Source organism: Bifidobacterium sp. B4081 (assembly GCF_026537335.1).
Taxonomy (GTDB): domain Bacteria; phylum Actinomycetota; class Actinomycetes; order Actinomycetales; family Bifidobacteriaceae; genus Bombiscardovia.
This window is the reverse complement of record NZ_JAFNMM010000001.1, coordinates 96,433-122,330: the sequence shown is the minus strand read 5'-3', so window position 1 is coordinate 122,330 and position 25,898 is coordinate 96,433. Positions and strand designations below refer to the sequence as shown.

At 61.4% G+C, this 25,898-nt stretch carries 22 protein-coding genes; 7 read left to right on the top strand and 15 right to left on the bottom strand.

Annotation, left to right across the window (positions count from 1 at the left end; translation table 11 throughout):
* Positions 1–65 precede the first annotated feature (65 nt).
* The 9 genes from recR to J3T92_RS00440 form a co-directional block, all read right to left on the bottom strand.
* Entirely contained in the window at positions 66–668 is a 603-nt protein-coding gene (recR, locus tag J3T92_RS00480; protein ID WP_015022549.1) for a recombination mediator RecR, read from the bottom strand.
* Positions 668–3,523 carry a DNA polymerase III subunit gamma/tau gene (gene dnaX, locus J3T92_RS00475; RefSeq protein WP_267399231.1) on the bottom strand — a complete coding sequence of 952 codons (2,856 nt, stop codon included), beginning with the start codon at positions 3,521–3,523 and terminating at the stop codon, positions 668–670. The genes recR and dnaX overlap by 1 nt, the downstream gene beginning before the upstream one ends.
* 71 nt (positions 3,524–3,594) lie before the next feature.
* A complete protein-coding gene (locus J3T92_RS00470; RefSeq protein ID WP_267399230.1) occupies positions 3,595–3,990 on the bottom strand; it encodes an Rv3654c family TadE-like protein in 396 nt (131 codons plus the stop codon).
* A gap of 3 nt (positions 3,991–3,993) precedes the next feature.
* The gene (locus tag J3T92_RS00465; RefSeq protein ID WP_267399229.1) at positions 3,994–4,371 is read right to left on the bottom strand and encodes a TadE family type IV pilus minor pilin; all 378 of its coding nucleotides are present in this window, start codon (positions 4,369–4,371) and stop codon (positions 3,994–3,996) included.
* Positions 4,358–4,738 carry a DUF4244 domain-containing protein gene (locus tag J3T92_RS00460; RefSeq protein WP_267399228.1) on the bottom strand — a complete coding sequence of 127 codons (381 nt, stop codon included), beginning with the start codon at positions 4,736–4,738 and terminating at the stop codon, positions 4,358–4,360. Before J3T92_RS00460 ends, J3T92_RS00465 begins: the two co-directional genes overlap by 14 nt.
* A gap of 186 nt (positions 4,739–4,924) precedes the next feature.
* Positions 4,925–5,467 carry a pilus assembly protein gene (locus J3T92_RS00455; RefSeq protein ID WP_267399227.1) on the bottom strand — a complete coding sequence of 181 codons (543 nt, stop codon included), beginning with the start codon at positions 5,465–5,467 and terminating at the stop codon, positions 4,925–4,927.
* Complete coding sequence (locus tag J3T92_RS00450; protein ID WP_267399226.1) at positions 5,458–6,120, bottom strand: hypothetical protein; 663 nt, start codon at positions 6,118–6,120, stop codon at positions 5,458–5,460. The genes J3T92_RS00455 and J3T92_RS00450 overlap by 10 nt, the downstream gene beginning before the upstream one ends.
* Positions 6,121–6,132: 12 nt before the next feature.
* Entirely contained in the window at positions 6,133–7,221 is a 1,089-nt protein-coding gene (locus J3T92_RS00445) for a CpaF family protein (protein WP_267399225.1), read from the bottom strand.
* Positions 7,218–8,177 carry a hypothetical protein gene (locus J3T92_RS00440; protein ID WP_267399224.1) on the bottom strand — a complete coding sequence of 320 codons (960 nt, stop codon included), beginning with the start codon at positions 8,175–8,177 and terminating at the stop codon, positions 7,218–7,220. The genes J3T92_RS00445 and J3T92_RS00440 overlap by 4 nt, the downstream gene beginning before the upstream one ends.
* Before the next feature lie 673 nt (positions 8,178–8,850).
* On the opposite strand from J3T92_RS00440, the gene J3T92_RS00435 reads away from it, so the two are divergent.
* From J3T92_RS00435 to J3T92_RS00410, 6 genes are all read left to right on the top strand, one after another.
* Positions 8,851–11,097, top strand: a complete 2,247-nt coding sequence (locus J3T92_RS00435) for an RNA degradosome polyphosphate kinase (protein ID WP_267399223.1) — start codon at positions 8,851–8,853, stop codon at positions 11,095–11,097.
* Between the two features lie 61 nt (positions 11,098–11,158).
* Positions 11,159–12,238: an NUDIX hydrolase gene (locus tag J3T92_RS00430; protein ID WP_267399222.1), complete on the top strand. Its 1,080-nt coding sequence runs from the start codon at positions 11,159–11,161 to the stop codon at positions 12,236–12,238.
* A gap of 13 nt (positions 12,239–12,251) precedes the next feature.
* A complete protein-coding gene (locus J3T92_RS00425; protein WP_267400206.1) occupies positions 12,252–12,947 on the top strand; it encodes a thymidine phosphorylase in 696 nt (231 codons plus the stop codon).
* Between the two features lie 248 nt (positions 12,948–13,195).
* Positions 13,196–13,834, top strand: a complete 639-nt coding sequence (gene upp, locus J3T92_RS00420; protein WP_015022561.1) for a uracil phosphoribosyltransferase — start codon at positions 13,196–13,198, stop codon at positions 13,832–13,834.
* Positions 13,835–13,991: 157 nt separating this feature from the next.
* Positions 13,992–15,389, top strand: a complete 1,398-nt coding sequence (locus tag J3T92_RS00415; RefSeq protein WP_267399219.1) for a hypothetical protein — start codon at positions 13,992–13,994, stop codon at positions 15,387–15,389.
* Positions 15,390–15,794: 405 nt separating this feature from the next.
* A complete protein-coding gene (locus J3T92_RS00410) occupies positions 15,795–17,771 on the top strand; it encodes an ABC transporter permease (protein WP_267399218.1) in 1,977 nt (658 codons plus the stop codon).
* On the opposite strand, the gene J3T92_RS00405 is transcribed toward J3T92_RS00410, so the two are convergent.
* Positions 17,740–18,525 carry a glycerophosphodiester phosphodiesterase family protein gene (locus tag J3T92_RS00405; RefSeq protein WP_267399217.1) on the bottom strand — a complete coding sequence of 262 codons (786 nt, stop codon included), beginning with the start codon at positions 18,523–18,525 and terminating at the stop codon, positions 17,740–17,742. The two genes, J3T92_RS00410 and J3T92_RS00405, sit on opposite strands and share 32 nt — an antisense overlap.
* Positions 18,526–19,055: 530 nt before the next feature.
* Between J3T92_RS00405 and J3T92_RS00400 the strand changes: the two genes are divergently transcribed.
* Entirely contained in the window at positions 19,056–19,859 is an 804-nt protein-coding gene (locus tag J3T92_RS00400) for an aldo/keto reductase (protein WP_267400205.1), read from the top strand.
* A 50-nt stretch (positions 19,860–19,909) separates the two neighbouring features.
* Here J3T92_RS00400 and J3T92_RS00395 read toward each other — a convergent pair whose 3' ends face one another.
* The 5 genes from J3T92_RS00395 to dnaB all read right to left on the bottom strand — a co-directional run bounded on the left by J3T92_RS00395 (position 19,910) and on the right by dnaB (position 25,808).
* Entirely contained in the window at positions 19,910–21,619 is a 1,710-nt protein-coding gene (locus J3T92_RS00395; protein WP_220237479.1) for an ABC1 kinase family protein, read from the bottom strand.
* Between the two features lie 92 nt (positions 21,620–21,711).
* Positions 21,712–22,044, bottom strand: coding sequence for a phasin family protein (locus J3T92_RS00390; protein ID WP_267399216.1), 333 nt, complete (start codon positions 22,042–22,044; stop codon positions 21,712–21,714).
* 202 nt (positions 22,045–22,246) lie between these two features.
* A complete protein-coding gene (locus J3T92_RS00385) occupies positions 22,247–23,047 on the bottom strand; it encodes a type 1 glutamine amidotransferase (RefSeq protein ID WP_267399215.1) in 801 nt (266 codons plus the stop codon).
* A gap of 26 nt (positions 23,048–23,073) precedes the next feature.
* The gene (locus J3T92_RS00380; protein ID WP_267399214.1) at positions 23,074–24,465 is read right to left on the bottom strand and encodes a Mur ligase family protein; all 1,392 of its coding nucleotides are present in this window, start codon (positions 24,463–24,465) and stop codon (positions 23,074–23,076) included.
* A gap of 2 nt (positions 24,466–24,467) precedes the next feature.
* Positions 24,468–25,808 carry a replicative DNA helicase gene (gene dnaB, locus J3T92_RS00375; protein WP_198177608.1) on the bottom strand — a complete coding sequence of 447 codons (1,341 nt, stop codon included), beginning with the start codon at positions 25,806–25,808 and terminating at the stop codon, positions 24,468–24,470.
* Positions 25,809–25,898 lie beyond the last annotated feature (90 nt).

Genomic DNA, 25,898 nt, shown 5'->3' with positions numbered 1-25,898 from the left:
CCCCTCCACCAATATGCGAAACATTGACGGCAGCCAGGGAACCCGTGAATCAGTGACCGCAGGCCTTACAGATCGCGACGGCCGGATATTGCCCGGCCAAGGGTGATCTCATCGGCATATTCCAGATCGCTACCGACGGGCAGACCGCTGGCCAACCGGGTGACCCGCAGATCCAGAGGGCCCAGCAGCCTTCCCAGGTAGGTGGTGGTGGCCTCGCCTTCGATGTTGGGGTCCAAGGCCAGCATGACCTCCTTGACCTGATCCGTCCCCAGCCGCTTCAAGAGCTCGGGAATGCGCAGATCGCCAGGTCCGACGTTGGACATAGGGTCGATGGCCCCGCCCAAAACATGGTAAAGGCCCCGATATTCTCCGGTACGTTCGATGCTCATGACATCCTTGGGCTCCTCGACGACGCAGATGATGCTGCGGTCACGACGCGGATCCTGGCAGATAGGGCACGGGCTGGTCTCGCAGACGTTGCCGCAGATCTCGCAAAACCGAACCTTCTCCTTGGCGGCGACGATAGCATCGGCCAAATCCTGAGCGCTACGCCGATCGGCTCCCAAAATGTAGAAGGCGATGCGCTGAGCACCCTTGGGGCCAATGCCCGGCAGTTGAGCAAAGGCATCGATCAGCTCTTGAATAGCTCCATCATAGGTAGCAGCCATCATTCACCTCCCTGTCGCTGCGCCTGTTCCTGCCGGCGCTTTTGGACGTTGATCGGATTCTGGGGGTCGTCAGCAGCAAAGTCCTCCACCTTGGTCACGTCAAACAATTTGGTCAGTTCATCCTGGTTCATGGCATTGTCCGCCCCGAGCCTGGCATCGTCCATGGAATAGACATCGTCCTCAGGATCCACTGACGGCCTTGCAGCCTGGGAGGAGACTGCAGCAGGCGAGGCCCCATCCTGATCGGAACCACTGGAGGACGGACCAGCGAAGCCTGCCGGCACTCTCCTGCTCTCAGCTCCAGCAGCCTTTGCCATTGCCTGGGGGCCATCCGAACCGCCGACAGACTCGGAACTGTGAACGTCGCTCTGCGCATCCGACGAGGCTGATATGCCAGTCGCCATGACACCTTCATCGGAAACCGCTCCAGTCCCCGATGTCGGATCCGAAGTTGCACTCGAGGCGCTCCCCTGACCGGATGAATCAACCGACGGAGAAACTTCATGGCTTTGACTGTCGGAGGACACTGCAGAGGCTGCGGCGCTGGTCCCGGAATCGGGCACGGCCCAAGGATCCGTGTCGTCGCTCATGTCCGGCAGAGCTACTTTTTTGGATTCATGGTCTTTCTGACCATTGGATCCGTCGCTGCCCTCACCGGGCTGCCAGACCTTTTGCGGCGCATGAGTCGCTGGCATGGGGTGGGCCCAGGGATCATCGTCTGGCAATACCGTCGAAGCAGTGGAGCCAAAGCCTGCCGACGGCAACGCTTCCGGAGACGACTGGACCGGACCGCCGACTGGGTGGTGAGCGTCGTCGGAATTCCCGTCTCCTGCAGCTTCTCCAGAGGTGGACCTCCCCTCCGATGCCGATGCTCCAGCCCCACCCTCATGACCAGCAGATGCCGTCATCTTCCTAGGGGCATGCCCCTGTTCCGTGGCTGCATGAGGCATAACCGCCGCTCCAAGGTTCATAGTGGCCAATCCAGCTCGCGCTAGAGCCACCTCCTTTTTGACCTCTGCGCGACGCTGGGGAGACATCCTGTTGACGGACTCCACAGTCTCGCCGTTGGCAGCCGTCCCCGATGGAGCAATCATGGTGGACTGTCCGAACTCCTGGCGAGCGCGGACCATGACGATACGCGGCACCTTGGTCTCCCCATCAACCGACTGTGCAGCCACAGCCATGGCAAAAGCATGCTGGCTGAGTGGACGGTCGAAGGTCATAGACAGTCTCTTGCGTCCGGATGGGTCTGCTTTCATGGCCACGGTAGGCACACGGTCCCGCACCACATACTGACGTACCTCATCCGGCAGGGCAGCCACCAGTGCATCCCAGCGCTTGTCCAGCTCTGTGCCGGTCGGAACCTCTGTTTCCTGTCCCCGCGAAGTATCATGCTGCGCCACAGGCTGTTGAGCCGGCGAGGAAGGAACTTCCTTCCGCACGGGTTGGGCGGAACCGGAATGATCAGGCTGCCCTTCGCCTTCCTGCTTTCCCTCAGCCGGGGAATCAGAATGGGAACCTGCCATGTTCCGCGACCCAGCCGAGGTGGCGGATGCCGCAGCAGACGACGAACCCGCCCCGCCAGACTGTTCAGGGCGAACAGCACCGTCAGCACGACCAGATTGTGATGCTTTGGGCGGTCGACCGTTCTGCTGAGACCTGTCAGCGCCAATGAACCCGCTACGGGCGGGCGCCGGGGCCACGCCACTGGTGGAAGTTCCCCCTGCAACCGTTGCTTGCTCCATAGGTTCGCAGCCAATTGCCAGCAGCCTGGCGGCCAGCAGCTCCAAGCGCATTCTGGGCGAAGTGGCCCCGTTCATTCCCGCCAGCGCATCGTTGATGATGTCGGCCATTCTGGTCAGGACCTGCAGATCCAAAGCATCCGCCTGCCGACGCAGATCGGCCACCTGGTCGTCGTCGGCATCTTCGCTAAGCACGCTTTCAGCCCGTTCCCCCGCCAGCTTGAGAACCAGCAGGTCGCGGACATGGGCCAGCAGATCCTCAACGAAGCGCTGGGGCTCGAACCCGCCGACGACCACCTTTTGAATGACCCCGTAGAGACCAGCACCATCGTGGTTGATCAGCGTATCCACAGCTTCGCCGATCAGTGCGGCAGGAGTGAACCCCAGCAGAGCTACAGCCGCATCATAGGTGATGGTGTGCTCGTCAGCGCCTACCATGAGCTGATCCAACACAGAAAGGGTGTCACGCACCGATCCGCCTCCAGCCCGCATGGCCAGCTTGAGGACACCGGGCTCGGCCTTGATGTCCTCCTTTTTGCAGATGCCCTCTAGATAAGGCCCCATGACTTCCTGGGGCACGAGACGGAAGGGGTAATGATGGGTGCGGGAGCGGATGGTGCCGATCACCTTCTCCGGCTCTGTGGTGGCGAAGATGAACATGACGTGTTCCGGCGGCTCCTCGACGATCTTCAACAAGGCATTGAATCCTTGCTGGGTGACCATATGAGCCTCGTCCAAAATGAAGATCTTGTAGCGGTCACGCACAGGGGCAAAGCCTGCCCGCTCCCTGAGCTCCCTTGCATCGTCAACGCCATTATGGCTGGCGGCGTCAATCTCCACCACGTCGATGGAACCGGGGCCTCCCGTGGCCAGATCCCTGCAGCTGTCGCATTCGCCGCAGGGATGGCTGGTCGGTCCCTTGGCGCAGTTGACACAGCGGGCGAAAATCCTGGCACTGCTGGTCTTTCCACATCCCCTGGGACCGGAGAAGAGGTAGGCATGGGTCAGCCGGTTCTCATCCAGAGCTCGGGTAAGGGGCACGGTGACCTGCTTCTGACCGATGATGCCGTCAAAAGTGTCAGGCCGATACCGCCGATAGAGTGCTAGTGCCATGGTTTAAGGCTATCCATTTCTTTAGACACGTTCACTTTCCTTCCTAAGGCTTCCGACCATGCTTCCTTTTCTCATTCACAGGGCTCAGGCCCTGCCCGGGCAGACTGGACCAGACGCGGCATCATCGAGACTCCGGTGTCTACCCCCACCGAGACTTTCACGTCGCTCCCATCCACCTGGCAGTCTGTCAGGACCCCGCGGTTGAGACGGGCAACCCGGGAGGCCAGAGTACAGGGCTGCGCCTGCCCTTCGTCCAGGGCGGAAGCTGCAGCCAGAGCCGAGACATCGGCACCGGTGCGTGCATGTGTCCGGCAGATCATGAGATTGCCCAGCAGGGCGGCCAGAACCAGACTCAGGCCAACCAGAGCCATCAGCATGATGCCCAAAACCGTACCAGAGCCAGGATCCGAACCTCCTAGCCACGAACCGGTACGCTCCACGCGCGTCCTCCTGACATGTCCGAACATGACTCATTCCTCCAATATGGCCACGGCATCGCCGTGGACCTGCGCAGGCAGCACGCCCATGGGGCCGGAAACCACTGGGCATGACACCCTGACTGTCGTCTGCCCGGCCGATGGGCTCAACTTCACTTGAGCATGCGGACCGGCCATCCGATGCACCAGCCCTTGGGGATCACCCTTGCTCCGGGTGACGATCAGGTCTCTGGCAGCCGCGTTAGCCGCATCCTGACAAACCATGCCGGTTCTGATCGTCTGGGTCAGCGTCAGCAGTAAGAGAGCCAGAACCATGACGGCGGGAAGAACGATGGCGAACTCGGCCGTTACCGTACCGTCATCGGATCGCCACCGTCGTCTCCACTCGAACCGTCTTTCAGCCAGCGGCACTGAGCGCCTTCTTCACCAAACCCATCAGCAAAGTACGCGTGGAAGAGGATTTGACGATGGCCAGCAATACGCCAGCCAACGTGGCAGCTGCCACCATGATCACGGCGTATTCAGCAGTGATGGCCCCCGATTCAGGCCTGGCCAGCACCACACCCATCCGCGCACGCAGAGCACCCACTGCAGAGTCCATAGCTTGGCTGATGCGAATGTACAGAGCCGTCATGAATCGGTTGGAACGCTGCCTCATTCTTTGCAGCCACCGGGATCCGGCACTGGCAGCAGTCCATGTCTCAGTTGGCACCAATTGCCCTCCTGCCTGTCTGGTCTGCAGATGGAAGGCCGTCGCAACCTCCTGTGAATATGTCATCGTTCTCACCTTTGCCTTTCCTTGTCTTCCCCGCCCCGGCGAATGGCCGTTCCTCATAGAATCGGCATCCGATACCTTTCACTCTGCCCGCCCCAGACCCTTTCTGTCTCCTTGTCAGATGCATGTGGACGAGTGGACCTGCATCGACAACCTGTGGACAACTGTGTCAGCATGGACTCCATGCCCTCAGGACATCCCGCCCACGAAGGCCGCAATGCAGGGGATGACTCCGATCAGCACGAAGGCCGGCAGAATGCACAGCCCGGTCGGCACCAGCAGCCTGACGGTTATCGTCGCCGTGGCCCGGGCCAGCACGCTGCGTGCATGGTGATCCAACTGGCGCAAAGTCGTCTCGATCCGCGTCAGAGGTGATGATCCCAAACGCCAGGACGGCTCCAGACAGTCAGCCAGGACTCGCATGGACTGCCCATAATCAGGATCCCCGATCGCTCCCGACCAGGACAGATCCCATCCGTTGCCACGTCCGAGCAGGTGAGCCACGCGAACCATCCGAAGCCCATAAGGGCCTGGCAGCAGCCCGCCAACCACACCCAGGGCCCTGGGCAGGGAGGCCCCCTGGCGAACAGCGACTCCCAACAAGGCCAATACCAGGCTCAAGGATGGCGTGGAGACCTGCTCATCGGCTAATCGATCACCCGGGCCGTCGGATTCCACCAACAGCAAGGCCAGTATGGTCGACAGAGCGGCAATCAGTGGTTTCAGATCCATAGATCCTCCCTGCCCAAATCGTTCATCAGCAGATCTATCCAAACCAGACCGAGAACATAGAAGGCCATCCCAAGTATCAGGCATATAGTTCCCAAGCCTGGGCGACATAGGAAGGACAACGGTCGCGCACCCATGAACTCCCCCATGATGATGGTCAACACCGGCAAGGTCGACAAGAGGCGGATCGTGGCCCTGGGCACAGCAAAGGCTTTTTCTCGGGCCTCATCCAGAGCCGCCCGCCGCCTCTGCATAGCTGCCACGGTCCGCAGCCCATCAGAAGCCCGACAGCCCAGGATGGCGCTGAGCCCATAGCAGGCCATCAGAGCCTGAGCCATAATTGTCAAAGTCGGCCCCCGTTCCTGAGGCAAGCATCGGTTCTCCAACATGACCATGACACGTTCCCACGTGACCTCCTGAGTGGCGAACCGCCGCCCGGATGCCTCCTCGAAAGCCTCTACCAGACCGCCTCCATTGTCGACATAGGCCAGCAGGGAAGTGACCAGCACCGCCAGGCCGGGCCGATCCGACTGCCTCGAGGGCCTGACTGACATGGCCTTCAGTCGTGCGGCTGCGCTGCCGCTAGGCGCAAGCAAGACCATACAGGCAATAGCCGTCATCATTGCAGCCAGCCAGGCCGCAGTCTCATCATTCATAATCCACCTCAACTACGGAACGCTCGCCTGGGCGCTGGTCACAATGCCCCACCGCCTGGCGAACTTCGACCAAGCCGTTCCATATGTAGCGACCCCTCGACCCGTCCAGGAACAGACGGCCTCCCCAAGAAGCCGGCCATCGGCTGCAGTTGTCAGTCGACCAATTTGAGCGATATGTCTGTGGCCGCCGGAACGTTCCAGATGGATAACAGCATCGAACGCCCCCTGCGCCAGAGCAGCCAGGGCCCTCGGCTGCAACCCCGCCAACAACCCCAGAGTCGCCAGCCTGGCAGGGACGCGTTCCACGTTGTCAGCATGCAGCGTTGCCATGCCACCCCGATGACCGGAATTGAAAGCACGCAGCAGATCAGCTATCTCCTCACCCCGACACTCGCCCAGGATGATCCGATCGGGCCGCATGCGCAGTGTGGCCTTGACCAAATCGACCAGCCCCACACCCCCCGCCCCTTCAACGTTGGACTCTCTGACAGCCAGGGAAACCATATTCCTGTGGCCGGCGATACGTCCAAGCTCACGGACCTCCTCCACGACGACCAGCCGTTGCTCCTGCGGGCACATGCCAAGCAGGGCTCGTAGGAATGTGGTCTTGCCGGCACCCGTGCCTCCGGTTACCAGAATGCTGGCCCGATTGACCACCAGCGCCCGAAGGATGAAGAGCCAGCTGGCGGGACACAGCCCAGCAGCCGCCAGCTCTTCCAGACCTGGCGGGTGTCTGTTGGGCAATCTGATGGAAATGGCGGCACCCTCGGGAACGAGTGGGGCCAGCACGGCGTGGACTCTGATCCCCTCCCTGCTGGAAGCATCAGCCATAGGCCGGGCATCGTCCAGGCGACGTCCCAGCTGAGCGCATAGCTGCACGGCAAAGTCCCTCACAGCTCGAGGGCCTGCAAATCCAGGTCGAAGCAGAACCTCCTCCATGCCCGCGCCTCGGTCGATCCAGACATTGCCCTGACCGGTCACTGTGATGTCGGTCACCGCAGGATCGTTCGTCAGCCCGTCCAAATACCCGAAAGTGGGCGGCTGATCGGAATCGTCGTCAGGGAATGGATCTTCATTGCTTTCCCCACTTCCTATGATCATTCGACAGCTCCAGACCGAACCGATTCGCGTGAAGAGATCCGTTCTCCTGTTCTTTCCCCGACGACGATCATCCCTGCGATCCGCTCGGCCAAAGGATGAAGGGCCCGCACGTAGGCACGCGGCACCCGTTCCAGGCCACGTCCATCCAGAACGGATGTCGACAGTTTCTGTTGCGGCTTAAGAACCACGTCCACCGATCGGCCCAGAAAATCCTCCGCCTGTTCCGGGTCGACGCCATGACTGATCCGGTGCTGTGTAGGCATCATGCCAATCAGAGCCATGGGGGGTCTACATGAAATCAATGGACTGTCTTGGACGCGATCACCAGCACTTCTTCGGCCGTTCAGAACGTGGAGAAGCGCCTTCGCCCGTGCAAGGCCCAGCACGGTCATGTCCACCATCAACAGCGAAGGCAACCCTTTCAGCGAGCGCAGATTACCCAGACCCTGGCCCCGACCGGCATCAATCAGCAAGAGATCAGCAAATCCAGCCATTGCACTGACTGCCGCATCCAGGTCCCACCAGCCCTGTGGCGGAGCACTCCAAGGATCATTGCTGAGCAGCGGGATGCCATCCCAGATCGGCAGTTCTTCACGGAGTGCCTGAGGATCCACACGACCTAGGGGCGCGTGGATTCGCCCAAGCCGCATGCCAGGCGCCCCCTCGATGCCGACCAGAACATCCATCCCTCCGCCATCCAGGTCCAGATCCACCAGAGCGCATGACAAGGCCATGTCCCGAAGCTGTTTGGCCATCAGAGCCGTCATGGTTGTCAGCCCGATTCCTCCCGAGGCCGAGAGAAAGACCAAACCGGTCACGGCGGACTCATATTCAGCATCTTTGCCCGCAATCCGCCGATCGGACAGGATGGGTTGCTTGAACCGAACGGCATCTTCGTCTTGCAGGCGATCCGATCCTGAGGATCCTGGAAAATCAAACTGTCGGACCGCGCCCATCACTCTCCCTGGTCGGTGTTCAGTAGGCAACCCAACTGAATTTAAAGAATGCGGGGCCCAGTCAGGCTCTCGCCCTTTCATGCCGCCCTTTACCATCATCGGCGGTCTGCCTATGCTCATTGCTGTCATGGCAACCAGTACATCCGCCTCCTGGCGTCGGCACCAGCCCCTCGGGCTTATGTGGTCGAATGACCCTATGCCTCCACATCGCTTCGTCCTCACTGTGCACGAATTCATCGAGATTACGACACGCCTGAAACTGCAGTATTTTTGAGCCCATATCCATGAAAGGCCTCAGATGATCACACGGAAGCAACAGATTCCTCCAAACTTGGCGTATTCAGCCTGCCGTAATGCACGCAATCGCACAAAAGACCAAGCAGACCAGTTTCTTCGCCCCAACTGCCAGGCATGCTTGCCAGCTGCCTGAAAACTGGCATAATGGCATATACAAGGACGGTTCGAGAATACGGAAGCCCACAAAGTGTATGGCCACTAGGACCGATACGTTGAACGTGTGTATAAGACTTGACCGTTGCAACGATGATGTTGTGCAGAGATTCCATCTGGACCGACCTTGTGGGAACGGCCTCCTGCGGGGGGCCGTTCCTATTTATCCACAAGCGTTATCAACGATTGCAGAGGACGGCACCTGCGAATAAAGTGCTATGGTATGGTTCAGAAATTTGACGCACCCTCCAAGGCTTTGCTACGCAGCCAGATCGCGGAGCATATTGCCGAGACCGACGGCCAGGCACGGCACGTATCCAAGCACTCGGATCACCCGGTCTCGCCCTTGCCTGAGGATCGCTTTTTTGACCGGGAACTGAGCTGGCTCAAGTTCAACAAACGCGTGCTGGAACTGGCCGAAGACGAGAGCGTGCCCCTGTTGGAACGCGCCAACTTCGCCGCCATCTTTGCCAGCAACCTCGATGAGTTCTTCATGGTCCGCGTGGCAGGTCTGAAGCGTCGCGTGGACACTGGCATCGCTGTGACGGCCGCCAGCGGGATGAGTCCCCGTCAGCAACTGAGGGCCATCTCCGAACAAGCGCATAAGCTCCAGGACGAGCATGCCCACTATGTCATCGACCACATCCTGCCGGATCTGGCCGCCGAAAGCATCATCCTGCTGAGCTGGCCACAGCTGAGCAGCCAAGAGCAGGAACGGCTCACCAAGTTCTTCCGCAACCAGGTCTTTCCGGTCCTGACCCCGCTGGCCGTCGACCCGGCCCACCCCTTCCCCTACATCTCAGGCAACTCCCTGAATCTGGCGGTCCTGGTGGAGAACCCGACCTCAGGCAAGACCCACTTCGCCCGCGTCAAGATTCCCGACAACCTCTCCCGTCTGGTTCCTGTGGACGATCTGACCGACGAAGAGGGCCGGGAGGAGCGCTACGGGTTCATCACCATGGAGAACCTGATCATCGCCCACTTGGAATACCTCTTCCCGGGCATGATCATCAAAGAGGCCCGCTCCTTCCGCGTCACCCGCAACGAAGACATTGACGTAGAAGAGGACGACGCAGAGAACCTGCTCAATGCCATGGAGAAGGAGTTGCTGCAGCGGCGATTCGGACCGCCCATCCGCCTGGAGATTTCCGACTCCGCCTCTCCCTTCCTCTCCCAGCTGCTGGCCAGCAAGCTCCGGGTCAACCAGGAGGAGGTCTATCGGCTGCCTGCCCCCTTGGACTGCACGGTCCTGTTCGAGCTACAGTCCATCGACCGGGCCGACCTCAAGTTTCGCCCCTTCATTCCCACCACCAACCGACAGATAGCCGAGGTGGAATCCAGCCAGGCCCAGGATATCTTTGCTGCAATCCGCGAGCATGACATCCTCCTTCACCACCCCTATGACTCCTTCTCCACCTCGGTTCAGGCTTTCCTGGAGCAGGCGGCAGCCGATCCGCGGGTGCTGGCCATCAAACAGACTCTCTACCGGACCTCGGGCAACTCGCCCATCATCGATGCTCTGGTGGATGCTGCGCACGCCGGCAAGCAGGTCCTGGCTTTAGTCGAAATCAAGGCCCGATTCGATGAGGAGGCCAACATCGCCTGGGCCCGTCAGCTGGAACGGGCTGGCGTCCATGTGGTCTACGGAATCGTAGGGCTCAAGACCCACTGCAAGCTCTCCCTGGTGGTCCGTCAGGAGCAGGACGGCCTGCGTCGTTACTGCCACGTAGGCACCGGCAACTACAACCCCAAGACCGCTCGCCAGTACACCGATCTGGGCCTGCTCACCTGCGACCCAGTGGTGGGGCAGGACCTGACCCGGCTCTTCAACCAGTTGTCAGGCTATGCGCCCAAGTCCTCCTTCCACCGTCTGCTGGTAGCTCCGCGCACGGTCCGTTCCGGGCTGCTGCAGCGGATCGCCCGCGAGGAAGAGACCGCTCTGAACGGTAAGCCTGCGTGGATACGGATCAAGGTCAACTCCCTGGTGGACGAAAAGATCATCGACGCCCTCTACCGGGCCAGCCAAGCGGGGGTCCGCATCGACATCGTGGAGCGCGGCATCTGCTCTCTGAAGCCAGGCGTGCCCGGGCTGAGCGAGAACATCCGGGTCCACTCCATCCTGGGACGGTTCCTGGAGCACAGCCGCATCTTCGCCTTCGCCAACTCCCAAGGCCCCCAGATCGGCGAGGGGCCCCTGGCAGGACCAGAGGTCTGGATAGGTTCTGCTGACCTCATGCACCGCAACCTGGACCGCCGTGTGGAGGCGCTGGTCCGCATCACTGCGCCCGAGCAGGTGCAGGGATTGATCGACTATGTGGATCTGCAGATGGCCGACACCACCAGCTCCTGGCACATGCAGCCCGACGGCACCTACGTGCGCCACAGCCGCGATGACCAGGGCAAGCCTTTGGTCGACTCGCAGGAGTACCTGATCGACCGTCACACACGAACCCCCAGGGCCAGGCGATGATGATACGCCTCCAGGCCAGCATGGCCGCCGCCAAGGCAGACGATTGGGATGGCACCCGGCCATGAGCAGGACGGTCGAGGCAGCCGGAGCCATCCTCTACCGGTGGCGCACAAGCTTCCAGGGATGGATGAAATTCAGCGACGACGGCCGGGCGGCCTCGGGAGCCAGCCCACGCTCCGACCTCGATGAGCTGGAGCTCTGTCTGGTCCATCGTCCCAAGTACGACGACTGGAGCTGGCCCAAGGGCAAGCTGGAGAATCGTGAGACCCACTTGCGTGCGGCCGTGCGCGAGGTCGGCGAGGAGACAGGCTGTCTTGTCCGGCTGGGGCCATACCTGGGAGATGCCGAATATCCCCTGAACAACGAGGGCCGACGCCGGGGCGGCAAGGGCGGCAGGCTCAAACATATCTGTTACTGGATGGCCACGCTGACCGACTCGGAACACGCCGCCGGTCAGAGCGCACTGCTGGGACCCATCCACCGGCCTGATTCCAGGGAAGTCGACCAGATACGATGGGTCGGAGCCTCCGAAGCCCGCAAACTATTGACCCACCCCAGCGACAGAACCATACTGGATGCCTTCGTGGACAGGGTGGAGCAGGGCGGCATCCGGGCTCGTCAGTTGATCATCGTCCGCCACGGCAAGGCAGTGGCACGCAAGGAGTGGACAGGCAAGGACGCGAATCGTCCTCTGACCCCCAGGGGCGCCGGCACCTCCTACGCCCTGGCTCGGGAGCTGGCCTGCTTCGCGCCCGACCACCTCCTGTCCTCCCCCTGGATCCGCTGTGTGCAGACGTTGCGACCCTACGCCGACGAGGTAGGCCTGCCCATGGAGATGGTGGCCTGCCTGACGGAGTCCTCCTACCACCGCCGCCCCCAACAGGCCCACAGCTGGTTGGACAGGCAGATGGCCGACCTGCTGACAGGAAACCGAACCACAATGATCTGCATGCATCGCCCGGTCCTGGGCGGCATCTTCGAAAAGCTACGCGGGCTGTGCTCCAGCGGATCACTGTCCAAACGGCTGCCTGACGACTCCCCCTTCATGCCCACCGGCAACGCCGTCGTTCTCAGTCTGACCGGCGACCCCAATCATCCGACCATCGTCGACATACAGAAGGTGACTCCCATTGTCTACTGACAGCAACTCCAGAATCGGCTCATCCTCAATCCGCTCTTCCCGTACGGGATTCGTGGCGTCCGGCACCGGAGCATCCCGACCCTCACGCCCGGGCCAGCTGGATCCGGCCATCGCCGACCAGCTCTCCGGAGGCATGGACCCGCAGCAGATCAGCGAGATGAGCCACGTTTCGGCCGCCTCCCTGCTGGACCGGGTCCACCACAGCGCCGACCCCGTCATCGTAAAACGGGTTCTGACCCTTGTGGACCGCGAGGGCGTGGATGTCGTGGCTGAGCTCTGGAGCGACAGCGACCCCGACTCCCTGCCCGGCATTCTTTGGCGGCTCTACATGCTTCGCAGCTGGATGCGTAAGGACGCCGATGGAATCAGTCGGCTGTGGCGGCTGGGCGAACCCACCGACACCGCTGCATCAGCCATAGCCGGCGTCGACCAAGCCCCAGAGGCCGACGACATCATCCGAACCGCCGACTCCATCCTCTCCGGAGCCTTTACCGGCGACTTCGCCATAGCCCTGGAACGGGCCGGAGCCTTCTGCGACGTGATCGCCCGCGGCATCAAGACCACCATCCGGGATGCCCAGAGCCGGCAGCTGGACGGTCAGGAGGCCAAGGAGGTGGACGCAGCACAGCGCACCGTCAACTCCCTTAATCAGACGGCCCGTGACTTCATGCAGGGCGCCTCGCTCTGGCGGCGAGGACGGCTGGAGTAGAACCCGCCACCCTTTCAAGCCGGAAGCGTAAGCGCGTCGCGAGCGCAGATCAGACCCTGGCATGCCCTACAATGGAGACTGCGTCGGACCATGGCTAAGCCCCGGGCTCCGTTTGTTGCCGCTGCGAGCGGCGTTTGCGCCGACAGGCGCTTACATGGTTCGGCGTTTTCATTTCCATTCCCGAATCGAAAACAGCATGGCTTGCCGGTCGCTACCAGAAGCCGACCCGCTGAGCTACGCTGAGAGGTATGGAACTTCACGTACTGGAACACCCGTTGATCGAGCATAAGCTGACCGTACTGCGGGACAAAAACACCCCTTCCAACACTTTCCGCGAGCTGATCAGCGAACTGGTCATGCTTGAGGCCTACGAAGCCACCCGCAATCTGGACATAGAGGATCACCCCATCGAGACCCCTGTCGCTCCCATGGTGGGCAAGAAGCTCTGCTCCCCGCGCCCCATGGTTGTTCCCATCCTGCGTGCCGGGCTGGGCATGCTTGACGGCATGACCCGTCTGTTGCCTACCGCTGAGGTCGGATTCCTCGGTCTCAAGCGCGACGAGAACACCCTGGACATCATCACCTACGCCAACCGCCTGCCTGAGGACCTCTCCGGCCGTCAGTGCTTCCTGCTGGATCCCATGCTGGCCACCGGCGGCACCCTGATCGCCGCCACCAAATACCTGGCCGAACGCGGCGCCAAGGACGTGACCTCCATCAACATTCTGGCCGCTCCCGAGGGCCTGAACCGACTCAAGGAGGAGATGGACCCCTCCATCAACCTCAAAGTGGTGGTCTGCGCAGTCGATCAGAAGCTGAACGAGCACGCCTACATCGTGCCCGGCTTGGGCGATGCCGGCGACCGCCTTTACGGCGTCATCGACTGATTCCGTTCTTTCTTCGGTGGGGATCGTCACGCATTGACGATCCCCACCGTTTTTTATAAGTAGACAGAACGCCGTTCAATCTCCCCTTTTCCCGACTTGCGATGATAGGCTTCCCCTAGGGGTCGAATAGTCACGATTGCCCGGGGAGAGGCCGATCATGGTTGAATCAATACAGGTCATCGACGACGGCGACAGCATGGCAATACTGGGGGACCTCGAAGCCATCGACGGGTTCCTGCAGTCGCACCATCTGCAATCATTGGCCGAGCCCATCAATCCCCATACCGACCGAGGGTACCTATCGGGAATGGTCGCTCAGGTCCTTGGCGATAGGGCTTTATCCGGCAAATGGGTCAGGCAAGACGGGAAGGTCCCCAAAGCCCTCAGCCAATATGACCTGCACCGGGACCAGCGTACGGGCCTGTCCGCAGGCACGGTCCTGGTGAAGGATGGCGAGGAGGCCCAGGGTGGGCAGCGGTTCCTGGACGGTTGGAAATCCGCCCTTTCTCCGGTCATGCTGACCAACATCGGTGCCCTTATAACCCAGTATGAGCTTCAACAGACCATGCAGGCCATGGTGGAGTACCTGCGGAGAATCGACAAGCATGTGGACGACATCCTGCGCGCCCAGCGGGACACGGTCCTGACCAACATGGTCGGGGTCAACCTGGTCATCGAAGATGCCCTGGCCGCGCGCAACCAGATCGGGCACGTTTCACAGACCACCTGGGACAAGGTGCAGGCCACGTCGTTGGCCATCGCCCAGACGCAGGCTTACGCAATCCGCCAAATCAATGTCATCACCGAGAAGATAGGTGATGGATCAGGGGTCCATGACCTGGGCACCGACATGGGGAATTACCGGGATCAGATCAATGAGTGGCTGGCCGTCCTGGCCAGATCACTCCAACTGCAGGATGCCAGCACGATCCTGGAACTGGACCGGGTCGCCCAGGTGGAACCCGATGAACTCGACCAACACCGCCAGGCGGTGAAGACCGCGCGTGAACACCGTGTCCGTGTCATTTCAGAGAATGCCGACCATCTACTCAAGCAACTTGATCAGACAGCAGAAAAAGCCAACAAGGAGGTTCTGCTCCACCCCCAACAGTCGCCACGAATAGTTGATTACTGCAACCTGATCAAGCAGGACATGGCGGAATTCGGCCAGGGCATCGGACTGGACCGGAGCAGCGACCCCCTCACCTCCCGACCCTGGCTGGATGCAGCCCGTGATACCACGTCCCAGATCATAGAAACAAGCAGGGAGGGCGTCGATACCGCACGCAACATCGGCGGGCAGGTTCTAGGAAAGACCCTGAAAGGCGTAAGCACCGCTTGGGATCTGAGCGGCCAGGCCCTTGACCGGACCAAGGGAGGCGTGGACAATGCCCGCGACCTTGGTGACCAGGCCCTGAACCAGGCCAAGGAGCTCGGTGGCAGGATAGCCGGCTCCGTCTCCCTCCAGTCGTCGGAAATTCTGCATAACGCCAATCTGAAAAAGAGAATAACCCACTTCTTCCACTCAGATGAGCACAATCAGGATCCCCAATAGCCGGCCTCGGGATAGTACGAATGCCATCCCTGCCAGTTCCTCTCCGATTTGTTTCCATGTAACGACCGAGCGACCCAGAGTCCCAGCCTTCCAAGAGCCAACCCGCGAACGGCCTTAGCTGACAGATTTTTGCCCATCCGAGCATGCCCGGCATCTCCATGCCGTATTTCCTGCTGTAATCAGGTACCCTGATTCATCACTGATCCGACCCCGAAAACACCCTGAGGGGCGGTCCTTTCTGTGCTCGAATGGTGGTATCCGAACAATCGGGATGCCCCCGATGAGACGGACCCATGGAAATCGGATGGAGGGACTCCGGCTATGCAGACGACGAGGACGAACAGGGCACCATACCCAAATGCCGGAACCAGAACCGGAACCGTCAGGAGGCCTGATCTGCTTTCTTTGGTCTCATCCCTCCTCCATGAGCATCGAGCCTCTTACACGGTCATGGTCCTGGCGGTCATTGCCTCATCTGCGCTGACCAGTGCCTGGGTCCAGGTCGCCTTGGCCGCGCGGATGGGCGACGGGATGCCGGACATGCAGACCCTGAGCGTCTTCGACCGCACAATGGCACAGAGCGCACAGGAAGCTGCCAAACAGCTGTCCATCATGGCCGCTTGTGTCTGTGGGTTCATCTCGATCTTCCTGGTCATCACCTCCGTAGGATTCCTGATTGAACGTCGCCGGCGCGAGTATGCCATGATGCGTCTTTCCGGAGCCTCCCCCAGGCTGGTGCGACTGATCTGTCTGCTGGAGTTCATCATTCCTTTGGGCCTGGCCGACCTGATCGGCAGTGCGGCAGGCTGCTCCCTGGTTCCCTTCTTCGCCAAGTCCCTCATCAACTCGGGTCTCGAACAGCTGAGCATGACTGCCCGGCCCCATCCCGAGGGGGCACTCATCTCCTTCGGCGGCATCCTTCTGGCCTGCCTGGTAGGGGCCTGGTTCGCCGCCAGGAGGATCACATCCATATCTCCCATCGAGGCCATGCAGGCCTCGGAGCACCGGGCGGGAGCCAAGCCAATCGGTCCCTTGCGCCTGGTGACCGCCCTGGCAGGCCTGGTCGGCGGCCTGGTCCTGGTCTTCCACAACTTCCACAGCATGGATGTGGAGAGTCAGATTCTGGCTGCCACCGGCTGCATGCTTGTCGCCGTCGGCGCTCTGGCCCCCGTCCTGGTGTCTGCCTGCAACAATCTGATAGGCATCCCCTTTCAGCTCATCTCCCACGGTTCCGGCCTCCTGGCCAGGCAAAGAGCGTACAAGGAAAGCCGCAGTTCCACTGCAATAGCCCTGCCCGTCATCCTGATGCTGGTCATCATGACCGGCATGCTGAGCATGGCCAGAACGAGCTGGGCCAACTCAGCCATCGACCGATACAAGCCGGTCGCGGCCGATGTCGTGATCAGTGCAGGAAGCGAACGGACAGGGGACCTGGACCGGCGACTTCAGTCTTCATCAGACATCGAATCCGCCGTCACCTACAGCAAGGATGTCTGGAGGGTGGAAGAAGGCAGAACCAGCGCGGCCGATGATGAGGAGGCAACGGACAACCTTCCCGCCATCACGACCATGCACATCAACAAGGCTGGCAATGCCACCGACAAACTCAGCCCCAACTTCGTCAAGGGATCCGCTGACGACCTGGGCCCGGGCAGGATTGCCGTCACCCCGAATTGGTCCTTGTACCACAACAAGCAGGACCCCTTGGGGCACAAGCTGGACCTGGTCGACAAGAACAACCGACGCCACACAGTAACCATCACCGCCGTAGTTGACATGACCCCCACAGGGCAGACGGAGCAATACCTGAGTACGGATACCGGCCTGATTGATCTGGCACCCGACCCCAGGGGACTGACCACCCTGGTCAAGGCCGCCCCGGGAGTCCAGACGGACGACCTGGCCAGTCGGCTCAACGGTTCATGGGACCATAAGGACATCAAGGCGCGCACCAGGAAAGAGCACATCAGGTATGACATAGGCAGGTCCCAGGAGGTGCAACGGGCCCTGCCCAAGATGGTGGGTGGAGCCGTCATCCTCACATCCATCTTCCTGGTCCAATCCTGCGCCATCGCCGTCAGCGAGCGCCGTCAGGAAAATCGCAGGATGCATGCCGCTGGTGTTTTACGCGGAACATTGGTCCGCGCCTCCGTCTGGGAATCGGTGATTGACACCCTTTCGGCCACCCTTCTCTCGGCCCTGGCCATGGTGGGTGTGCTGGCAATCATCTTCAGGGCCTTGTCGAAGCAGGTCGACATGGACATGGTGCCCCTGCCATACGATTACTTCCTCATCATGGCCTTGTGCGCGATGGCCCTGGCCGCCCTGATCTCCGGTCTCTACGGCTGGTTCAGTTCTTGGGCAGATAGGACTCGAAGATGATGCCGTCGAAATCCGGGCCGGCGGTCTCCTGGGCCTGTTCGGAACGGATGGTCCAGGCGATTGGGACCCCGCCGAGGAATCGGTAGAGGCGCATGGGCACAGAGTGGCCGCCATGCCACTCGCAGGCCACGAAGTCCGGCCGGCCCAGCCAATTGAAGAGGAGGGAGCCGGCAATCCACCGCAGGGCCGAATCGAAGGAGTCCACCCGACCGTGGTATGGGGCCACCAACTGCCCTCGGATCACCTCGGGCCGGTGGGCCCGATACCAGGCAAGCGCCAGGACATTGAAGGATTCGATGACATAGTCCCCGCGATAAGCGGAAAGGAGGGCATCGGTCTTGCTCATGAGCTCCCTGTCCAATCCGCCATCCATCTTGATCTCGACGATCAGGGGCGCCCGGCCATCCACCAGCGCAAGCACTTCGGACAGAAGGGGTACGTGCGGGGCTTCAGGATTCCCTACCTCCCCATCTGCTGTCTGCCCGCCTCGACCTCCGACATGATCGGCATGCATCGGGCCCCTGTCATCGGGGCCATCCGTCGCGTTTTCCCTAGGGTAGAGGGGAATCTGCTGCAATTGCGCATAGGTCAGGTCCGCCACGGCACAATTGACACCCGCCACCCGTTTTAGGTCCCCGTCATGGATGACCACCACCTGGCCGTCGCGGCTGAGGTGGACGTCCAACTCGATGCCATAGCCGGCTTCACATGCGGCCTCGAAGGCAGGCAAGGAGTTCTCCGGAGCCACTGCCATGGCGACCTTCTCCGGTCTCCCCGACGATGCATGCCTGCCAGCCGATCTTGCTGATTCGACCTGCAGACACTCGTGGACCCGGTTCAGATACGCCGTCCGCGCTGCGCCGGGCTCGTCCGAATCCATACCAGACCCGGCATCGTGCAATCCCCTATGAGCATATGGACGGCAGGAGAGGCTCGTCGGCCGTCTCCTGCCCGCGACCACCGAAAGCCCCGGTGCCAGGGCCCAGCACCATGCCCCCAGCGCCCCGAGACTCAAACCCAGGGCGACCTTGCCAATCGAATGTCCCTTGGACCTCATCATCGCCTCCCGCCGTCAGGTATGTCACCATCCACGCTAGCATCACCGGAATGTAAAACCAGGGTCGTCAATTTGACTTCGAGTGGCTTCACAGGCATATGGTGGACAAAAAGGGCAAAGCGGTTCCATCATCCGCTCCGCCCCATCGGTATCAGAGAAGAGGCCTGACCTTGCACGAGACTCAATCCACATCAATCCCGACCGTCACGCTCAACAACGGTGTCCTCATGCCCATGGAGGGCTTCGGTGTCTACCAGATCGCCGACCACGACGAGTACCGGCGTTCCGTCATGGATGCCTTGGAGGCAGGGTATCGGGCCATCGACACGGCCCAAGCCTATGGAAACGAGCAGGCCGTTGGAGATGCCCTGGCCCAGAGCGGCCTCGACCGCGACCAGGTCTTTCTGACCACCAAGGTCTGGATCACCAACTACGGATACGACAAGACCAAGGTCTCGGTCGAGGAGTCCATGAAGAAGCTGGGCACGGACCACCTGGACCTGGTCCTCCTCCACCAGCCCTTCAACGACTACTACGCAGCCTGGCATGCCCTTGAGGACCTCTATGACCAAGGTCTCCTGCGGGCCATCGGCGTCTCGAACTTCTATGCCGACCGCTATGTGGACCTGGTCAAGTTCAACAGAATCGTCCCCGCCGTCAACCAGCTGGAGACCCATGTCTTCCACCAACGCCCCCAGGAACGTGCCTACATGGACAAGTACGGCACCCGGATCGAATCCTGGGGACCCTTCGCCGAGGGACGCCAGGGTATGTTCACCAACCCGACCCTCACCGAGATCGGGCAGGCACACGGCCGGACCGCGGCCCAGGTGGCCCTGCGCTTCCTGGTTCAGGACGGGGTCATCGTTATTCCTAAGACCACCCACCGCGAGCGCATGCGCGAGAACCTTGACATCTGGGACTTCCAGCTCAGCGACCAGGAGATGGACCGGCTGCGGGCCATGGATACCGGCAAATCCGCCTTCATGAACCACGAATCCCCCGAGACCGTGGAGGACTTCGCCAACTGATTCAGCATCAGACAGTATCTGTATCTGTGCAGGATGGGCGGGCTCTCAGTCTAGGCTTCACCGTTGCGTCGCCGACGCTTGAGGGCCCGATGCTTGATCAGGATGTCCAGGACTATCCAGACCGAAAGGATGAAGGCCACCACGTATCCCAGCATACTGACCACCGGAATGCCGAAGACCACTGGTTTGATGCGGGCGAAGTAGACGATTGAAGAGCCCACATAGAGGCCGACGACAATGAGGGCCATAGTCAGTCTGTTGACCATGTCGGACAGCTGCTGCAGGGGCTCCTCGGACCCCACCAGCTGCACGTTGGCCCGAAGCTGGCCCCGGGTCAGCATCCTGGCTGCAGTCTGAGACTCGGCCAAGGCGCCCAGAAGGCCGTGCAGGGCCAGATCGCCCTGGGCGCCCAGCTTCCGGGTCTCTTCCTTGAGCCTTGACCCTGCGCCCTGGCTGCAGGCGACATGGTCGGCTATGATCTGCACGATATTGGCCTCGGGCAGGAACTCATCCAGGAGTCCTTCAAGGGTGACCAGGCACCGCGCCACCATGGTGACCGACCCTGGCACCTTGATGCCATGCCGGGCGGCCAGCTTCATGACGGCATTGACGTATTCGGCGATATCAAGATCGGCCAGGTCCAGCTTGCCGAACCGCTGGACGACAGCATCCAGATCGGCCAGCAGATAGGGGTAGTCCTCGGCCCTGGCCTCTCCGGTGCCGGCGAAGCGGAGCAGGCCCTGGGCCAGGGCCGGTGAATCCTCGCGCCCTACTGCGAAAATCATGTCCTTCAAGGCCGCTTTGGTCACCTTGTCCAGGCGGCCGACCATCCCCAAGTCGATAAGCACAATACAGCCATCGCGGATGATGATGTTGCCAGGGTGCGGATCAGCGTGAAAGAAGCCCCGGTCCATGATCTGACTGGCATAGTTGTCGACAAGCTTGGTGCCGATCTCCCTCAGGTCATAGCCCTGGGCTACCAGTTGCGCGGGCCGTGAAAGGGATATCCCGTCGATGTACTCCATCACCACCACATGCCTGGTGCAGAGCCCGGGATAGGGCTTCGGACAGTCGATATAGGCATAGGAGTTGCAGAAATCCTTGAACTCCGCCAGATTCGCAGCCTCCTGCTGGAAGTCGACCTCGGACTGGAAGGTCTCCCAGAGCTCTTCGACCACCCCGCGCAGGTCCACCACCTGGCTGCTGCGGACGAACCGCGAGGCCCACCTGACCATGCTACGCAGAATGTCGATGTCCTGGGCCATGGTCTCTTGAATTCCCGGGCGCTGGACCTTGACGGCCACGTCCTCCCCGCTCACCAGGCGCGCCCGATGCACCTGCGCAAGAGAGGCCGAGCCAAGAGGAACAGAGTCTATCGAGGAGAAGATCTGGTCGAGTGGACGGCCATACTCGGCGGCAAGGGTGCTGGTCACCACAGAATAGGGAATGGGATCCGCATCAGCGCGCAACTTGGAAAGCTCACGACAGAAGGCCTCCGGCAGGATCTCAGAACGCATGGAGAGAATCTGGCCCACCTTGACGAAAGTGGGCCCAAGCGCCTCGAACATGCGACGCATGGTGACCGGGGTCAGACCGTGGATGATGTCGAACCGGTTGGCGATGCGAATCATCTCCGCCAATCGGCGGACCCTGCCACGCCTGTGCCGGATCCTTCCTGCCGCCCCTTGGTGCGCTCCCGTTCCAACCCCGAAGAGGCCAATGGTCTGCACCTGGGCATCATGTCCATTCATGGCATCCATGCTCACTGCTCACCCGCATCCTTTGCCCACATGGCCGACCGGCACGGGACCTCCCGGTGCAGATGACCGACGCCGACAGCGATTGGCTGCCTTCAGCCCTGCTGGCCCGCGATGGGATCATTGGAGGTGATGGGGATGGACCCGGGCCGGCGATCCGGAATTGGCGCCTGCGGCTCCTGGTCAGGACGGAAGGGGGCAACATGAGTTGCTGGCCTGGGCGCGCCAGCGGCTGGAGCCGGAGCAGGACGGTTCTGCCTGTTGCGTTTGAGCTCGGTATTGAGAATCCTCCCCTGCTCGACCGTCAGCTCGCCCTTCTTGACCAGGCTGTCGACGACCTCCTGGCTCTTCTCCACCCCTGTGGCCAGCGCTCCGATGCCAGCCAGAAGCACCTTGTGCAATCCATCACCTATATGCAAATCCGACATGATATGCCTCCAAGTATTCATAAGCCCTCGATGTACCGGGCCCTGTTGACCGCTGAGAGACGAACGGCCGTCTCTTTCTACAGTCTAGACGAATATCCTTGACCGATCCGGCTCGACACTATGACAAGACGGACGGTCCGGGCCCTTTCACTGGCGCTGACTGCCATCCCTCGATCAAGAGCTCGCCGGAACAGGCTTCCTCTCATCGGGGCCTTGACGCAGCGATGCGGCTGGCCTGATCTGCCAAAGAGTCCAGACGCTCCAGCTCGCTCCGGCTCTTCTGGTCCATGGCCGCCTGCATCTGGGCGAGGGTGCCCTTACCATACCGTCTTTCTGCTGCTCCCTTGATAAGGAAGTCCGTGATGGCCGGGTTCTTAGGCAGCAATGACCCATGCATGTAGGTGCCGATGATCTTCTTCCATCGGGCTCCCTCGGTGTGGTCCTTGCCATTGTTGCCGCGGCCGTCTTCGGCCACCGTGCCCAGGGGCTGGGTCCCCTTCCCCAGATAGGTCAGACCCGAGTGATTCTCGTAGCCGACCACCCTGCCGAAGTCCTGTGCCTGCTCCACCAGGTTGCCGATCATCCGATCGGGCTGGGCAACGGTGTGCGCGTCAAGGATGCCGACCCCCTCCAGACGCTCATGCTCGGAGGTCTCAAAATAGTGGCCGAAAAGCTGATAGAGCCCGCAGATCATCAGCATGGGCACATCCTGGTCGGCCAGATCACGCAGCAGCCTGCTCCGCTTATGCAGGTCGTCGATAATCCGTTCCTGGCCATGGTCCTGGCCTCCGCCGCCCAGAATCATATCGATTCCCTCCGGCCACGCATCGCCGGGATCGTAATATCGGACCAAGGGACGGAACCCGTACAGCTCAGCCCTGCGGATCACGCTGAGTATGTTCCCTGAATCCCCATAGATGTTCATATCACGGTGGTAGAGGGAAAGAATCCGCAGCGGCGGACGGTTTCCCGCAGCCTCGGCCTTATCCTGTGTCTGCGGCATTCCTGCGCTCCTTTTGATTCTCTCGCTCATGCGCCCACCCCGGCATCGTCCACACTCGTGATCCTGCCGAGGGCGGACCGAAGCCGGAGCATAGACGTGTAAGTGCAGTAGATCCGCTTAGGACGCCCTGGGTGCGCCTTGAGGAAGGCTGTCAGCGCCCGATCCAAGTCGGTCTCGATTGCCTCAGTGGGCACTTGGTCATAGGCCAGGCGCAGGGCCATGTCATAGGCCCGGGTGCCGGAAACCATGGCCACGCCGGTATCTCTGAGCGAGGTGAAGTCCACATCCCAGAGCCAGCTCATGTCACGCCCGTCCGCATACTCGTCACGGATGCCGATCATGGTGTCCTGACCGACAGGGTTGAAGGAGGACAGGGCCAGACGGAAGCCCATGGGATTTTTGACCAGGACCAGCTCGACCGGCGCGCCCTGGTAGGTGATGACCTCTCCACGCCCGAAGGCGGGCGTCACCTTGGACAGGGCATCCATGAGCGCTGCATCATCAGGCTCCCTGTCTTCCAGCACGACCCTCACCAACGCCAGAGCAGCGGCCGCATTGTAGAAGTTGTAGACGCCCTCCAGACGCAAATCGGTCTCCAGAAGCCGACCATCCAGGCGGAAGGCGGCCCTGTGTTCCATGACTCGCTCCAGGGTCGCCTCGGCCGGCAACCGATGGCCGGGACGGAACGAACGGGAAACATTGTCCGCACCGGCACCGTCAGACTCCCGATCCGAGGCATGCATGTCGTCATCAGTGGGGAAATAGGTCAGCAGATCGTCTGACAGACCGAAGTAGGCCACGCCGGTCTGGGCCGGTGTCTGAGCGGCCAACCTAGCGATGCGCGGATCCTCACGGTTGAGGACCACCGTGCCCGTGGTGGCCTGAGCCACCTGACCCAGCAGCCGGGCAGTAGTATCGATTTCCCCAAACCGGTCCAGCTGATCACGCATGACATTGAGCAGGAGGGCGTAGCGGGGCTTGACCTGTCGCACAAAGTGAACCGCATAGGCTTCGTCCAGCTCCAGAACGGCAATATCAGCATGCAGCCGGCCGGACAGCCCCAGTGCAGAAACCAAGGCCGAGACCACGCCGCGGGTGAAGTTGGACCCGGTCGGGTTGGTGAAGACTTTGAGACCCAGGGATTCCAGCATGGAGGCCACCATCCTGGTGGTGGTGGTCTTGCCGTTGGTCCCCGAGACCAGGACCACACCACGGGGCAGCTCCGACAAGGTCCTGGCCAGGAAGCCCGGGTCAATCCGCTCGACCACCTTGCCAGGCAGCGCCGAACCGCCGTGATGGGACAGACGCGAAACGAGGCGCACAGCCTTGCCAACCAGAAGGGCCAGGAGCGAACGCCAGCGTCGGGAAGAACGACCCGGCTGATCGGCAGGCTGCGTCTTGGAAGCCGTTGAACGCATGATCAGACCCCTCCCTGCTGGTAGTCCTGGGGCATGTCCTTGAACTTGGACTTCTCGCCCAGGAAGGCCAGCTTGAAGGTGTCAGTGGGGCCGTTGCGGTGCTTGGCCAGGATGATATCGGCCTCCCCCGGGCGGTCCTCCTTGTCGTAGAAGTCCGGCCGGTGGACCAGAAAGACCACATCGGCATCCTGCTCGATGGATCCCGACTCGCGCAGGTCGGAGAGCATGGGCTTTTTGTCGTTGCGCATCTCAGGGCCGCGGTTGAGCTGGCTCAGCGCCACCACCGGCACCTCCAGCTCCTTGGCCAGCAGCTTCAGGGCGCGCGAGAAGTCGGAGACCTCCTGCTGGCGGGACTCGACCCGCTTGCCCGAGGTCATCAGCTGCAGGTAGTCGATGACCACCAGTTTCAGGTCGTTGGTCTGCTTGAGCCGACGGCACTTGGCGCGGATCTCCATCAGGCTCATGTTGGGCGAATCATCCAGGAAGAGCGGGGCATCCTGGAGTCTGCTCCAGAAGGTGTTCAGGGTGTTCCAGCGTTCGGGGGTGATGTCGTCCGCCCGACGCAGGGCCACCAGGGGGATGTCGGTCTCGGCCGAGATGATGCGCTGGGCCAGCTCGGTCTTGCTCATCTCCAGGGAGAAGACCACCGTGGTCATGTTGTTGTGGAGGGCCGCAGCGCGGGCGAAGTCGATGCCCAGGGTGGACTTGCCCATGGCGGGGCGGCCGGCCACCACGATCATCTGCCCGGGCTGCAGGCCCTGGGTCACGTCGTCGATGCTCTTGAAGCCGGTGGGCACGCCCCGCTCCATGTCGCCGTTCTGCAGTTTGTCCAACTGGTCCAGGGTGTCATGGACGACCGGACCGATGGCCTCGTAATCCTGTCGGACCCTGCCCACGCTCATCTCGTAGACTTCGGCCTGAGCCAGGTTGACGATGTCCTCGGCCTGGGAGCCCTCGGCCGAGTAGCCCAGCTGGGCGATCTTGGTGCCGGCCGCGATCACATTGCGCAGGATGGCCCGCTGGTGGACGATTTCCGCATAGTAGGTGGCGTTGGCGGCTGTAGGAACCGAGGCCACCAGAGAGTGCAGATAGTCAGTGCCCCCCACCTTCTCCAAGTCGCCGGACTTGAGCAGCTCGTTGGCCACCAGGACCGCATCCACCGGCTGGGAGGCCGAAAAGAGGGTGACGATGGCCTCGTAGATGGTCTGGTGCTTGGGCTGGTAGAAGTCGGATATGTCAATCATCTGGCTGACCTCGCCGATGGCATCCTTGCTCATGAGCATGCCGCCCAAGACGGCCATCTCCGCATCGTCGTCATGCGGGGGCACCCGGTCGAAGAGCATGTCACGGCCGGTCTGGGCATGATCGGTGGGATGCTGTTCGGGATGGGTGTAGTCGGTGTAGTCGTCGGAAGCCATAGCCACGATTCTACG

What these genes read in the sequence shown, in the direction of transcription:
- J3T92_RS00415 (WP_267399219.1), top strand. Translation starts at nt 13,992, where the DNA reads ATGGTTGAATCAATACAGGTCATCGACGACGGCGACAGCATGGCAATA.
- J3T92_RS00460 (WP_267399228.1), bottom strand. Translation starts at nt 4,738, where the DNA reads ATGACATATTCACAGGAGGTTGCGACGGCCTTCCATCTGCAGACCAGA.
- J3T92_RS00385 (WP_267399215.1), bottom strand. Translation starts at nt 23,047, where the DNA reads ATGCCGCAGACACAGGATAAGGCCGAGGCTGCGGGAAACCGTCCGCCG.
- upp (WP_015022561.1), top strand. Translation starts at nt 13,196, where the DNA reads ATGGAACTTCACGTACTGGAACACCCGTTGATCGAGCATAAGCTGACC.
- J3T92_RS00405 (WP_267399217.1), bottom strand. Translation starts at nt 18,525, where the DNA reads ATGGCAGTGGCTCCGGAGAACTCCTTGCCTGCCTTCGAGGCCGCATGT.
- J3T92_RS00470 (WP_267399230.1), bottom strand. Translation starts at nt 3,990, where the DNA reads ATGTTCGGACATGTCAGGAGGACGCGCGTGGAGCGTACCGGTTCGTGG.
- recR (WP_015022549.1), bottom strand. Translation starts at nt 668, where the DNA reads ATGGCTGCTACCTATGATGGAGCTATTCAAGAGCTGATCGATGCCTTT.
- dnaB (WP_198177608.1), bottom strand. Translation starts at nt 25,808, where the DNA reads ATGCTCTTCGACCGGGTGCCCCCGCATGACGACGATGCGGAGATGGCC.
- J3T92_RS00395 (WP_220237479.1), bottom strand. Translation starts at nt 21,619, where the DNA reads ATGGATGCCATGAATGGACATGATGCCCAGGTGCAGACCATTGGCCTC.
- J3T92_RS00380 (WP_267399214.1), bottom strand. Translation starts at nt 24,465, where the DNA reads ATGCGTTCAACGGCTTCCAAGACGCAGCCTGCCGATCAGCCGGGTCGT.
- J3T92_RS00450 (WP_267399226.1), bottom strand. Translation starts at nt 6,120, where the DNA reads ATGAATGATGAGACTGCGGCCTGGCTGGCTGCAATGATGACGGCTATT.
- J3T92_RS00400 (WP_267400205.1), top strand. Translation starts at nt 19,056, where the DNA reads ATGCCCATGGAGGGCTTCGGTGTCTACCAGATCGCCGACCACGACGAG.
- J3T92_RS00445 (WP_267399225.1), bottom strand. Translation starts at nt 7,221, where the DNA reads ATGATCATAGGAAGTGGGGAAAGCAATGAAGATCCATTCCCTGACGAC.
- J3T92_RS00440 (WP_267399224.1), bottom strand. Translation starts at nt 8,177, where the DNA reads ATGGGCGCGGTCCGACAGTTTGATTTTCCAGGATCCTCAGGATCGGAT.
- J3T92_RS00455 (WP_267399227.1), bottom strand. Translation starts at nt 5,467, where the DNA reads ATGGATCTGAAACCACTGATTGCCGCTCTGTCGACCATACTGGCCTTG.
- J3T92_RS00430 (WP_267399222.1), top strand. Translation starts at nt 11,159, where the DNA reads ATGAGCAGGACGGTCGAGGCAGCCGGAGCCATCCTCTACCGGTGGCGC.
- J3T92_RS00390 (WP_267399216.1), bottom strand. Translation starts at nt 22,044, where the DNA reads ATGTCGGATTTGCATATAGGTGATGGATTGCACAAGGTGCTTCTGGCT.
- J3T92_RS00435 (WP_267399223.1), top strand. Translation starts at nt 8,851, where the DNA reads ATGGTTCAGAAATTTGACGCACCCTCCAAGGCTTTGCTACGCAGCCAG.
- dnaX (WP_267399231.1), bottom strand. Translation starts at nt 3,523, where the DNA reads ATGGCACTAGCACTCTATCGGCGGTATCGGCCTGACACTTTTGACGGC.